Below are 12,143 nucleotides of genomic sequence, written 5' to 3'. Positions count from 1 at the left end.
CGGATCCCGCCGGACCGCCGCCGGGACCACGAACGCGCCCGGCGGCTTCTCCCTCATTCCGGGGGCCACAGCTCCCCGCACTGAGGCCGCGGCCGCGTGACGAACGAGGGCACGGGGAGTTCGATGAGCCTGCCGCCGCAAAGCCGTCACCGGGTGGATCACGGCCTGGCGGAGTACGGTTCGGTGCTCGGACGCAGGCGTCTGGTCGCCGCCGTCTGCCTGCTCGCGGGAGTGGGCGGCGGAGCCGCGGCGCTCGCGCTGACCCCCGAGCGTTACACCGCGGCCGCCCAGGTGCAGGTGCTGCCGACCGGCGCGCAGGAACAGTTCAACGTGCCGAACGCGCGGCAACGGGAAACGCTCAATCTCGACACCGAATCACAGATCGCCCGGTCTGCGGTCGTCTCCGCCCGGGCCGCCGAAATACTGAAAAATCCGAATCCGGAGGAATTGCGGGAACACGTGACAGTGGACGTTCCCCCCAATTCCGCCATTCTTTCCATTTCGTTTTCCGCGTCCGATCCCCAAGCCGCGGCCGCGGGAGCTCAGGCGTACGCGGAGGCGTATCTGCGCAACCGCGCCCGCGCCGCCGAGGACGCGATCGGCGCCCAGCTCAAGCTGATCGCCGCGCGGCTGCGCGAGGTCGAGAACGATCTCGACGAGGCCACCGCGAGCCGGACCGCGACCGCTCAGACCACGGCGGCCCAGACCACGACAGCCCAGACCACGGCAGCAGGGGGCGCGGCCGGGCTGGGGACGACGCGGCGGCAGGCCATGCTCGCCCGGCAGGTGTCGGACCTCACGCTGCGCTACGACGCGCTCAAGACCGTCGCGGTGACGCCGGGCACGGTCATCAGCCCCGCCAGGCCGCCCGCGCGACCGGCCCATCCGAGCCCTCCGCTCTTCCTCGGCAGCGGCCTGTTCCTCGGCGTCCTCGCCGCGGCGGGCGCCGCGTTCGGCCGCGACCGCCTGGACACCCGCGTACGCACGTGTGCGGACATCGAGAGGCTGTGCGGCCTTCCGCTGCTCGCCGAGCTTCCGGCGAGGCCGGACTCCGGGATCCTCGACGAGATGGCCGCCGCCGTCGCCACGTCACTGGGCGGCGGGCCCCACCGGCTGCTCCTCGAAGGCGTCGGGGTCACGAGCACCGCCAGGCCGCTCGCCAAGGGCCTCGGCTCCGCGCTGGCGCATCTCGTGCCGGTGACGGTCGTGACCGGCCGGTCCGCCCACCCCGACGCCGCCCTGCTGCTGGTCGGCCTGCGGCGGGCGACCTCCCCCGAGGTCGCCCGGGCCGTACGGCAACTCTCCCGGCAGGGCGCCCGCGTGCTCGGCGCCGTCGCCGTACCGCCGGGGTTCGTCGCGCCCGTCCCCGAGACCGCGGAGTGGGGCGCGTGAGAACCCCCGGTCCCCGCACCGCGAACGGTCCCGCGCCGGTGGTCGCCGTCCCACTTCCGCCGATCCCGGCGCACGAGGCGGGGTGGCAGGACCGGCCGCCCGGCGGGGATCAGCCCTTTCCCGCCCGCCGGCGACGGCGTCGGCGCCGTCCCGCGCGGACGGCGTGGCCGATCGCCGCGCTGCTGCTCGGCTACCCGGTCTGGTGGGCGCTCGGCCTGGGCGGGCTGTCGGTGGTGGTGCTGGCCGCGCCCATGGCGGTGGTGCTGTGGCGCAGGCGGCCGATCCGCGTGCCGAAGGGCTTCGGCCTGTGGGCGCTGCTGCTCACGGGCTACCTCGTCAGTGCGCTCGCGCTCGCCGAGACGCCGGACGGCACGTACGGCGAGCTCGCCGCCGGCCGGGTCATCGGCTACCTGATGCGGCTGGCCGTCTATGTCTCACTTCTGATCATGGTGCTCTACCTGGGCAACCTCACCCATGACGAGCTGCCGCAGCGCACCCTCGTCAGGTGGCTCGGCGTGCTGTTCCTGACGGCCGTCGCGGGCGGGCTGCTGGGCGTGCTCGCGCCCGGCGTCGCCTTCACCTCGCCGATGGAGATGGTGCTGCCGCCGTCGATCGGCGGCCACCCCTTCGTCGCCAACCTGATCCACCCGACGGCCGCCCAGATGCAGCACGTGCTCGGGCACGCCGCGCCGCGCCCGGAGGCGCCGTTCGAGTGGGCCAACGCCTGGGGCAGCGACGTGTCGGTGCTGGTGATCTGGTTCGTGGTGGGCTGGTGGGCCCACGGCGGGCCGTACCGGCGCGTGGCGGCCGTGCTCGCGCTCGCCGTCGCCGCCGTCCCGGTCGTCTACTCGCTCAACCGGGGCCTGTGGATCGGGCTCGGGGTCTCGGCGGCCTACCTCGTGATCCGGGGCGGACGCCCCCTCGCGGCCGCCGCGGCCGCGGCCGTCGCCGCGGCGGCGTTCCTGCTGTCGCCGCTGAGCGGCATCGTCGCCCAGCGGCTGGACAACCCGCACAGCAACGGCATCCGCGCGTTCACCATGGCGACCACGGTCCGGGTCGCGACCTCGTCCCCGGTGATCGGATACGGCAACACGCGCACCGCGTACGGCAGCCACCGGACCGTGACGACGGGCCGCAGCGCGTGGTGCGTGGAGTGCGGCCATCCCCCGCTCGGCAGCGACGGGCAGCTGTGGCTGCTGCTGATCAGCCAGGGCTTCGCGGGGGCCCTGCTGTACGCCGCCTTCTTCGCCGGCGCGGTCCGGCGCTACTGGGCGGACCGGTCGCCGATCGGCAAGGCCGGGACGCTCGTGATGATCCTCGTGCTGCTCTACATGGTCGTCTACGACGGGCTGATCAGCGCCCTGACCCTCTTCCTGATCTCCTTCGCACTGCTCTGGCGCAACGCCGCCGTCACAACGGCCCTCGGGGAGGCCCGATGAGGGACGCCGCCGACCGTCTCCGCTACCTGGACGAGGTCATGGACCTGCTGTTTCCCGGACACGATGCCCATCCGGGCGCCCGCAGCGTGCTGCCGCACCGCCTCGTCCCCCGGCGGGTCGTCCCGCGCAGGTGGTGGCACGCCGCGCTGGGGCGCGGCCTGCCCGTCCACCGCGGGACCGACACGATCGAGACGCACCTGAGCGACGTCCTCGGCCGCCGCGTGCGGGTGGTCGTCCACGTCAGGCCCGCCCGCCGCGCCAACCGCAAGCCGATCCTGGAGGCCTACGACGAGTCGGGACTCGCGGGGTTCGTGAAGATCGGCGACTCGCCGCGGGCCCGGCGGCTGGTGCGGTACGAGAGCGAGGTGCTGAGCATGCTCGCCGGGCGGCCGTTGAAGGTCGTCATGCCACCCGACGTGCTGTATCACGGCGAGTGGCGGGGCTTGGAGGTGCTGATGCTGTCCCCGCTGCCCGTGACCTCCCGCCGCGTGGGCTCCCGCCGCGTGCCCGCCCGCCTGCTCGGCTCGGCCGTACAGGAGATCGCCGCGATCCGCCCGTACGGCGAGGAGGGGACCGGGGAGGCGGCCTGGCACGGGGACTTCACCCCCTGGAACGTCGCGGCGGGGGCGGACGGGCGGCTGCTCGTGTGGGACTGGGAACGCTTCGCGGTCGGCGTGCCGCCCGGCTTCGACGCCCTGCACCACTTCTTCCACCGGGCGCTGCGCCGGATGCCGCCCGCGGTCGCCGCCCGCTCGTGTCTCGCCCAGGCGGGCGGGCTTTTGGAGCCGTTCGGCGTCGAGGTGGCCCTGGCCCGCCGTACGGCGGTCCACTACCTGGTCGCCCTGGCCGAGCGGCACCGCCGCGACGGCCACGAGCCGCTCGGGCCGCCCGCCGTCTGGCTGAACCCTCTGGTCGATCATGAGGAGTGCCTGCTGTGAGGGCGCCGTTGAAGCACTCCGCGCACGCCGTCTCGTACGCCGCCGGGAGGCTGACCAGCGGCGGCAGGGTGCTGCCGTCGTTCCTGATCGTCGGGGCCCAGCGGTGCGGCACGACCTCGCTCTACCGCGCCCTGTCCCGGCACCCGCTGGTGATGAAGCCGGTGCTGCGCAAGGGCGTCCACTACTTCGACATGGCCTACGAGCGGGGGCTGCCGTGGTATCGCGCCCACTTCCCGCTGACGTCCGGGGCCCGGATGCTCGGATTCCGGCACGGCCATGCTCCCCAGGCGTTCGAGTCGGCCCCTTACTACCTGTTCCATCCCCTGGCGGGGGCCCGCATCGCGGCCGACCTGCCCGGCGTCAAGCTGATCGCCTTGGTCCGCGACCCGGTCGAGCGGGCCTGCTCCGCCCACGCGCACGAGCTGGCGCGGGGGTTCGAGACCGAGCCGAGCTTCGAGCGCGCCCTCGCGCTGGAGCCGGAGCGCCTCGCCGGTGAGGCCGAACGGCTCCGCAGCGTCCCCGGCTACGTGAGCCACGCGCACCGGCATCAGGCGTACCTCGCCCGTGGACGGTACGCCGAACAACTGGCCCGGCTGGAGCCGCTCGTGGGGCGCGACCGGATCCTGGTGCTCGACAGCGGGCTGCTGTTCCGCGACCCCGCCGCCGTGTACGACCGGGTGCTGCGCTTCCTCGGGCTGCCCCGGCTGGGGGACGCCGAGTTCGAGCGGCACAACGCCCGGCCGCGTCAGGCCATGCCCGCGCCGGTCCACCGCCGGCTCCGCGAGCACTTCGAGCCGTGGGACGCGCTGCTCGTGCCGTGGCTGGGGGCGGTGCCCTCGTGGCGGCGCTGACCGATCTCGCGCGGCCTGGCGGTCTTCTCCGGCACGGAGTCGCCGGTCTGGTCACGGCGGCCGCCGCCGCGGGCGGGCAGTTCGCGCTCGTGCTCGTGGTGACGCGGTCGCTGTCCCCGCAGGCCGCCGGGGCGTTCTTCACGGCCACATCGGTGTGCCTGATGCTCGCGGGCGTCGTCCGCCTCGACACCGGCAACGGCCTGGTCCACGCCCTGGCCCGCAACCGGTCCGTCGGCGGCCCGGACGGGGGCCGGCGGCTGGTCCGCGGGGTCCTCGCGCCGGTGGCCGCGCTCGCGTCCATGACCGGAGCCGCGGTCGCCGTCGCGGCCGGGCCGCTCGCCGGGCTCACCGGCGTGCCCGGCGGCGTCTGGGTGGTGCTGGCCGCCGCCCTGCCGTTCGTCGCCCTGTCGGACGTGCTGATCTGCGCCACCCGCGGCCTCGGCACCATGCGGCCGACGCTGCTGCTCGCCGGGGCCGTCCAGCCGCTCGGGCAGCTCGTGCTCGTCACCGCCGCCGTGCTCTGCGCGGCGCCTGCGCCGGTGCTGGCCGCGGCCTGGGCGCTTCCCCCGGTGGCGGGTGCGGTGCTGGCCGCCGTACGGCTGCGGGGGCTCGGGCCGTACGAGGTGGGGGAGGTCGGGGCCTTCTGGCGGCACACCGCGCCGCGGTCGGCTGCGGCGGCCCTGCAGTCGGTGTTCCAGCGGCTCGACGTGGTGATCGTCGCGTTGCTCGCGGGGCCCGCCGCGGCGGCCGTCTACACCGCGGCGACCCGGTTCAAGGTGCTCGGACAGCTCGCCGGTCAGGGGCTCGCCCAGGCCGCGCAGACACGGCTGGTGAAGGCTCTCGCCGAGGGCGACCTGGACGGCGCCCGCGCGCTGTATCGCACCACCACCAGGTGGCTGGTCGTGCTCACCTGGCCGCTGTGGCTGGGATACGCGGTGCTCGCGCCGTGGCTGCTGCCGCTGTTCGGGCCCGCCTACGCCGGCGGCGGCGCGATCGCGCTCGTCCTGTCGGCCACGATGATGGTCGCGACCGCCTGCGGCATGGTCGACGTCGTGCTCGTCGCGGGCGGGCGCACGGCCGCCAGCCTGGCCAACGTGACCGCGGCCGTCGCCGTGACGATCGCCCTCGACGTGCTGCTCGTCCCCGCGTACGGCGCGCTGGGCGCGGCGCTGGGCTGGTCGGGCGGCGTGCTCGTGAAGAACCTGCTGCCCGCCGTCCAGGTCCACCGCCGGTACGGCCTGCTCCCCTTCGGCCGTGTGGCGGCCTCATGAGCCCCGAACCGCCCGTGCTGGTCACGGGCCTGCCGCGCAGCGGCACGAGCTGGGTGGGCCGGATGCTCACGGCGAGCGGGCGGCTGGTCTACGTCAACGAGCCGCTGAACCCGCAGCGCCCGCCCGGCCGCTCCCCCGGCGTGCTCGACGCGTCGGTGACGCACCGCTTCCAGTACATCTGCCCGGACGACGAGACGCCCTGGCTGGCGGCCTTCTCCCGTACGGTCGCGCTGCGCTACGGCTGGGCGGCCGAGGTCCGCCGCAACCACGGCCCCGGCGACCTCGCGCGGATGGCCAGGTACGGCACGGCCTTCACCCTCGGCCGCCTGCGGGCCAGGAGGGCGCTGCTGGACGATCCGTTCGCGCTCCTGTCCGCCGAGTGGTTCGCCGGCCGCCTCGGCTGCCGCGTGGTCGTCGTGGTTCGCGACCCCGTGTCGTTCGCCGGGAGCTGGCGGCGGCTCGGCTGGAGGGTGGACGTGCGCGAACTGCTCGACCAGCCCCTCCTGCTGCGTGACCACCCGTACGTGGCCGAACTCGGGCCCTTCGCCGGCGAGCGGGATGTGATCACCGCGGCGGCCGTGTTGTGGCGGGTCGCGTGGCGTGTCACCGGCACGGTGGCCCGTCGAGCGCCCGGCATCAGGATCGTGCGCTACGAGGACCTGTGCGCCGCACCCCTCGACGGCTTCCGCGACCTCTACGACTGGTGCGGCCTGCCCTGGACCGATCGCGCCGCCCGCCGGATAACCGCGGCCTGCACGTCCTCCCGGGGGCCCGCGGGTTCCCCGTTCACCTGGACGGGCCTGTCCCGTACGGCCTACCGCCCGATGGACTCCCGCCGGGCGCTCACAGCGGCCTCGCTCCCCCACGAGGACGCCGCCCGCGTACGCGCCCTGGTGCACGGCTGACCGGCGTGTCGCCCGCGACCTCCACTAGACGGCTGATGCGTGGTAAGGGTGCGTATCAGCACCGACGTCCGGGAAATCCCATCACTCCGCTGGCGGCGGAGGCATGTTATTTCCCGAGGGTCCGGGATCCGTTCGACCACCCCCTGGCAGCTCGCGCCAGAGCATCGAGTACGCACAGTAGTCACAGATATGCGTATGGTGTCTCCGTGCCTCTCGCATCCCCCCAGGACGACGACTGGATCGCTTTCGTTGACGAGTCCGAGTCCAATTCACAACTCGATCCAGATGTGTACATCCTCGCCGCAGCGCTCGTCCACGGGACGGCGTGCGAAAAGATCAGAGCCTGGGTGGACGGGCTGCGCCTCGACGGACAACGCAAGCTGCACTGGGCCAAGGAATCCGCGAGCAGGCGCGACGGGATCATCCGCGCCGTCGAATCGCTCGACGTGCTGTACCTGGTCGTCTTACTGGAAGACATCTGCGCATCACCATCGGAGCGCCGACGACGCAGGTGCCTTGAACGCCTTCTGTGGGAGTTGATCCAGGCGGGCGTACGTCATGTGGTGCTCGAGGCGCGCGAACGGACGCAGAACAAGCGCGACCTCGATCTTCTGACTACGCTCGCTTCCCGCCACAGGATCACGGCGAGACCCAGAGTCGATCACGTTGCGGGTCCCGCGGAGCCCTTGCTCTGGCTGGCGGACGTGCTGGCGGGCGCATTGGTCGCGAGCCGGTGCGGGGATCCCGGCTACTGGGAACGGCTGGCCACGTCCGTGGAGATACACCGGCTCTGAAAGATGTGCGGAAAGACGCAAGCCCGGGACCCCACCGTCCGGAGGGACCTTCCCGGGCTCACTTCCAACCGCTTCACGAAGCGGCGGCCTCATCCGCGATCGTACCCTCCCCGTCCCCCGGCAACCACCGACAGTGAACAAGTGACTAGAAGCTAGCCGAGGGTGGTGTCGCCGAGGGAGGCGAGGAGGGTGCGCAGGGCGCCGACGAGGTGATCCCGCTCCCCGGGGTCCAGCGGCGCCAGCAGGCGCGCCTCGTTCGCGACGTGCGGCTCCAGCACCTCGTCCACGAGTGCGAGGCCGCTGCCGGTGAGCCGTACCCGGATGGACCGCCGGTCGCCGGGGTCCGGGATCCGTTCGACCAGCCCCCTGGCCGCCATGCGGTCGATGCGGTTCGTGATCGCGCCGGAGGTCACCATCGCCGCCCTGTTCAGGGCTCCCGCCGTCAGCTCGTACGGCGGGCCCGACCGGCGCAGCGTCGCGAGCACGTCGAACTCCCACGTCTCCAGGCCGTACGACGAGAAGAACTCCTTCAGCTCCCGGTCCAGCAGCCGTGCCAGCCTGGAGACGCGCCCGACGACGCCCATCGGCCAGGTGTCCACGTCCGGCCGTTCCCGCCGCCACTGGTCCAGCAGCATGTCCACGGCGTCGCCCATCCAGGCTCCCTCGAAGTCTCTCAGCGTTCTTTTATTTGACGTTTAACAGTTCGGCGTGCTGTTATCTCAATGCTGAGATTATCAACGAGGAGCAACCGTGAGAATCGCCAACCATGGTTCCCTGCCGGCCGTGGGCACGCTCGCCCTCACCGCGCTCACCCCACTGGTCTGGGGTTCGACCTACGCCGTGACGACCGAGTTCCTTCCGCCCGACCGTCCCCTGTTCACCGCGCTGGCCAGGGCGTTGCCCGCCGGGCTCGTGCTGCTCGCCGTCACCCGCGTGCTGCCGCGAGGAGTGTGGGTCTGGCGGGCGGCGGTGCTCGGCGCGCTGAACATCGGGGCGTTCTTCCCGTTGCTGTTCCTGGCGGCGTACCGGCTGCCGGGCGGTGTCGCGGCCGTGCTGGGCGCCGTGGGCCCGTTGTTCGCGCTCGCCTTCGCGGCCCTGCTGCTCTCCGAGCGTCCCACCGCGCGCAAGGTGCTCGCCGGGCTCGTCGGGCTGCTCGGGGTCGGATTGGTCGTCCTGCGCGCCGAGGCGCGACTGGACATGGTCGGCGTGCTCGCCGGGCTCGTGGGGGCGGCGTCCATGTCGGCAGGGACCGTGCTGACCAAGCGCTGGGGCCGTCCCGAGGGCGTCGGCGCGCTCGCCCTCACCGGATGGCAGCTCACCGCCGGCGGGCTGCTGCTCGTCCCGGTCGCCCTGCTCGTCGAGGGCGCGCCGCCCGCGCTCAGCGGCGAGAACCTGCTCGGCTACGCCTATCTGGGCATCGTCGGCACCGCGCTCGGCTACTGGATCTGGTTCCGCGGGATCTCCCGGCTCCCCGCGACGTCCGTCTCCTTCCTCGCGCTGCTGAGTCCGGTCTCCGCGGCCGTCATCGGCTGGGCCGCGCTCGGTCAGGCTCTCAGCCCGGTTCAGCTGCTCGGCATGGTTCTCGCCCTCGGCGGCACCCTGCTCGGCCAGGCCCCGGCAGGGCCCTCCCGGCGCGCCGAGGCCCCGCCCGAGCCCGTACGGCCCGAGGCCGAGCCGGCCTGCCCGTCCCGCTGACGAGGACACGCGAAACAGAGGGCACGCGAGACAGCGGACACGGGGAAGGCGGCGCAGGCGCGACAGGCGGAACGTGGGAGGATTTTCACGGCCGTGCTGTCACCACCGGAGGACGGGCGCGATGCGCGACGAGAAGATCAGCGACTTCCTCTCCCGGCTCGCCGACCGGGTGCCCGCCCCGGGCGGAGGCGCCGCCGCGGCCCTGCAGGCCGCCCAGGCCGCCGCGCTGCTGGGCATGGTCGCGCGGTACAGCACCGGCGAGAAGTACGCCGAGCACGCGTCCCTGATCGAACGGATCACCGGCGAGACCGACGAACTGCGGTCGAGGGCCCTGCGCCTGGCCGAGGACGACGAGGCGGCGTTCACGGCGGTCACCGAGGCGTACAAGCTGCCCAAGGACACCGACGAGGCGAAGGCCGCCCGGTCGGACGCCATCGCCGCGGCGCTGGTGGGGGCGGGCAGGGTCCCGGCCGAGGTCGTCGGCGTCGCGGGGAGGGCCGTCGGCATCGCCGAGGAACTGCTGCCCGTCGGCAACCGGAACGTCGTCTCCGACATCGCCGCCGCCACCGAGGCCGCGCGGGCCGCGGCGACCACCGCCCGGGTGAACATCGAGATCAACCTCGGCGGGATCAAGGACGAGCGGGCCCGCGCCGAACTGACCGCCGTGGCGGCCGAGGTGGACGGCGTGGCCGCGCGGGCCGAGCGGGTCACCGCCGCCGTCCGTGCGGAGATCGCCAGATGAGCGCCCGGGTGCTCTCCGGCAAGGAGCTCGCCGCGTCCGTCCGGACCGAGGCCGCGGAGCGGGCCGCCGCGCTCGCCGCGGCCGGCAGGCCGCCGAAGCTCGCGGTCGTCGTGGCGACCGCGGACGAGTCCAGCGCCTGGTACGTCCGCTCGATCGCGCGTGCCGCCGAGAAGGCCGGCATCGCCTGCGACGTCGTCGACCTCGGCGCGGAGGCCGACCCCGGCCGGATCCGCGACCGGCTGGCGGAGCTGAGCGCCGACGACACCGTGCACGGCGTCATCCTCCAGACTCCGCTGCCGCGGGGTGCGAAGCTGGAGGACCTGGCCGGCGCGATCGCGGTCGAGAAGGACGTCGACGGCGCCAACCCGCTGTCGCTGGGCCGCCTGGCCGCGGGCCTGCCCGCGTTCGCTCCGGCGACCGCCGAGGCCGTCGTGGCGATCCTGGACCACCACGGCGTCGACCTGGCCGGCCTGCACGTCGCCGTGGTCGGCCGGTCCACGGTGGTCGGCAAGCCCGCCGCCCATCTCCTGCTGGACAGGAACGCCACCGTGACGGTCTGCCACTCCCGCACGCGGGACCTGGCCGCGATCACCGCCGTGGCCGACGTGGTCGTGGCCGCGGCCGGCCGCGCCGGGCTGATCACGGCCGAGCACGTGCGGACCGGGGCGGTCGTCGTGGACGTCGGCACCAACCCCACCGAGGACGGCGGCCTGGTCGGCGACGTCGACGCCGTCGCGGTCGCGGACAAGGCAGGGGCGCTCACACCCGTGCCCGGCGGGGTGGGCCCGGTGACGACGGCCCTGCTGCTGCGCCACACCGTCCAGGCCGCCGATCGCGGCTGACCACGTCCCCCTGCCGCCCGCGCCGGCCGGACGCGCCGTCAACGGGATGCACCCGGAGCGTCGACGGGAACGGCCGGGGCATCGGGCCGGGACGGGATACGCATCGCCGCCGGGGCTTTCCAGGCCGCGGTCACCAGCAGCGGCACCAGCAGCGCCAGCGTCCAGGTCAGGCCGAGCGCCTGTGCGACACGGCCGACCAGCGCCGGAGCGAGCAGCATGGCGGAGTACGTCATGGTGGTGAGCCGGGCGACCGCGATGGTCGCTCCCGTGGCGCCCTCCTCCGTGCCCGCGTGCCCGGCCGCGCTGAAGATCAGCGGCAGCGGTGAGGCCAGCCCGAGACCGGTGACAGCGAATCCGGCGACCGCGAGGATCGGCGTGGGGGCCACGACCACCGCCGTAAGACCGGCGGCCGCCAGCGCGGTGCCGCCCCGGACCAGGACGCGTGCCGGGTATCGCGCGGACAGCCGGTCGCCCACGAGCCGTCCCGCCGTCTGGCAGGCGGTGAAGGCGACGAGGCCCAGCGAGGCCACGCCCAGTGAGGCGCCCCGCTCGTCGTGCAGGAGCACCCCGCTCCAGGTGATGACGGCACCCTCACAGGCCAGCACCGCCGCGCCCATCGCGCCGAGGAGCAGGACACGGCGCGTCCAGCCCGCCCGCCATCCTCGCCGTCCGGCCACCTCGTCCGTACGCGCGGACGGGTGCTCCGCGGGAGGTTCCTCGGCCGGCAGCCATCTGCCCGCCACCAGGGCGACGGTCGTCACGACCGCCCCCAGGATCAGGTAGTGCGTGGTGAGGGACATGCCCGCCTGCGCCGCGCCTCCGCCGGTGAGCGAACCGGCCACGGAGCCGATGCTCCAGGCCGCGTGGCAGCCGTTCATGATGGGACGGTGCGCCGCCCGTTCGACCATCACCGCCTGCGCGTTCATTCCCGTGTCGAGCAGCCCGTTCGCGGCGCCGACGAGGAGCATGGCCGCGGCCAGGTGGACGTGCCCGCCGGCGAGGCCCACCCCGACCAGGGCGAGGGGAAGGACGACCGCGGCGATCCGCACGACCCAGGCGCTGCCGATCCGCACCGCGAGTCGTCCGGCGACCCGCGTGGCGGCGAGCGCCGCCACGCCGAACAGGGCGTTCAGGAGGCCGAGCAGTCCCTCCGTCAGATCGTGATCCATCTTCAGGGAGGGCGTACGGACCGCGAACGCGGCGATCAGGGCGCCGTTCACGGCGAACACCGCCGTCACCGCCGCGCGTGCCCGTGGCACGGCTCTCCGGCCCCG

At 74.0% G+C, this 12,143-nt stretch carries 12 protein-coding genes; 10 read left to right on the top strand and 2 right to left on the bottom strand.

Translation table 11 applies throughout. From position 1 onward, the window contains the following. Positions 1–123: 123 nt before the first annotated feature. The 7 genes from HHX41_RS37390 to HHX41_RS37360 all read left to right on the top strand — a co-directional run bounded on the left by HHX41_RS37390 (position 124) and on the right by HHX41_RS37360 (position 7,590). Positions 124–1,392, top strand: coding sequence for a hypothetical protein (locus HHX41_RS37390; protein ID WP_182909727.1), 1,269 nt, complete (start codon positions 124–126; stop codon positions 1,390–1,392). Then, the gene (locus HHX41_RS37385; protein WP_310742354.1) at positions 1,389–2,831 is read left to right on the top strand and encodes a hypothetical protein; all 1,443 of its coding nucleotides are present in this window, start codon (positions 1,389–1,391) and stop codon (positions 2,829–2,831) included. The genes HHX41_RS37390 and HHX41_RS37385 overlap by 4 nt, the downstream gene beginning before the upstream one ends. Next, on the top strand, positions 2,828–3,769 hold the full coding sequence (locus tag HHX41_RS37380; RefSeq protein ID WP_182909726.1) for a hypothetical protein: 942 nt from the start codon (positions 2,828–2,830) through the stop codon (positions 3,767–3,769). The genes HHX41_RS37385 and HHX41_RS37380 overlap by 4 nt, the downstream gene beginning before the upstream one ends. Beyond that, a complete protein-coding gene (locus HHX41_RS37375) occupies positions 3,766–4,620 on the top strand; it encodes a sulfotransferase domain-containing protein (protein ID WP_182909725.1) in 855 nt (284 codons plus the stop codon). The genes HHX41_RS37380 and HHX41_RS37375 overlap by 4 nt, the downstream gene beginning before the upstream one ends. Beyond that, positions 4,587–5,891, top strand: coding sequence for a polysaccharide biosynthesis C-terminal domain-containing protein (locus tag HHX41_RS37370; RefSeq protein ID WP_310742353.1), 1,305 nt, complete (start codon positions 4,587–4,589; stop codon positions 5,889–5,891). Before HHX41_RS37375 ends, HHX41_RS37370 begins: the two co-directional genes overlap by 34 nt. Further along, positions 5,888–6,796, top strand: coding sequence for a sulfotransferase domain-containing protein (locus HHX41_RS37365; protein ID WP_182909723.1), 909 nt, complete (start codon positions 5,888–5,890; stop codon positions 6,794–6,796). The genes HHX41_RS37370 and HHX41_RS37365 overlap by 4 nt, the downstream gene beginning before the upstream one ends. 206 nt (positions 6,797–7,002) lie before the next feature. Further along, complete coding sequence (locus tag HHX41_RS37360) at positions 7,003–7,590, top strand: DUF3800 domain-containing protein (protein ID WP_182909722.1); 588 nt, start codon at positions 7,003–7,005, stop codon at positions 7,588–7,590. A gap of 152 nt (positions 7,591–7,742) precedes the next feature. Here HHX41_RS37360 and HHX41_RS37355 read toward each other — a convergent pair whose 3' ends face one another. Continuing rightward, positions 7,743–8,243, bottom strand: a complete 501-nt coding sequence (locus HHX41_RS37355) for a MarR family winged helix-turn-helix transcriptional regulator (RefSeq protein WP_182909721.1) — start codon at positions 8,241–8,243, stop codon at positions 7,743–7,745. 97 nt (positions 8,244–8,340) lie between these two features. On the opposite strand from HHX41_RS37355, the gene HHX41_RS37350 reads away from it, so the two are divergent. The 3 genes from HHX41_RS37350 (at position 8,341) to HHX41_RS37340 (ending at position 10,869) form a co-directional block, all read left to right on the top strand. Then, positions 8,341–9,285 (top strand): EamA family transporter, encoded by a 945-nt coding sequence (locus HHX41_RS37350; RefSeq protein WP_310742352.1) that lies wholly within the window; start codon positions 8,341–8,343, stop codon positions 9,283–9,285. Between the two features lie 121 nt (positions 9,286–9,406). After that, positions 9,407–10,027 carry a cyclodeaminase/cyclohydrolase family protein gene (locus tag HHX41_RS37345; RefSeq protein WP_182909720.1) on the top strand — a complete coding sequence of 207 codons (621 nt, stop codon included), beginning with the start codon at positions 9,407–9,409 and terminating at the stop codon, positions 10,025–10,027. Further along, positions 10,024–10,869 (top strand): bifunctional 5,10-methylenetetrahydrofolate dehydrogenase/5,10-methenyltetrahydrofolate cyclohydrolase, encoded by an 846-nt coding sequence (locus tag HHX41_RS37340; protein WP_182909719.1) that lies wholly within the window; start codon positions 10,024–10,026, stop codon positions 10,867–10,869. The genes HHX41_RS37345 and HHX41_RS37340 overlap by 4 nt, the downstream gene beginning before the upstream one ends. A gap of 38 nt (positions 10,870–10,907) precedes the next feature. On the opposite strand, the gene HHX41_RS37335 is transcribed toward HHX41_RS37340, so the two are convergent. Beyond that, positions 10,908–12,128 (bottom strand): MFS transporter, encoded by a 1,221-nt coding sequence (locus HHX41_RS37335; protein ID WP_182909718.1) that lies wholly within the window; start codon positions 12,126–12,128, stop codon positions 10,908–10,910. Between the last annotated feature and the right edge of the window lie 15 nt (positions 12,129–12,143).

Source organism: Microbispora sp. H13382 (assembly GCF_014161445.1).
Lineage (GTDB): Bacteria > Actinomycetota > Actinomycetes > Streptosporangiales > Streptosporangiaceae > Microbispora.
Note: the sequence above shows the minus strand (reverse complement) of the source record. Positions and strands in the feature narration are given on the sequence as shown.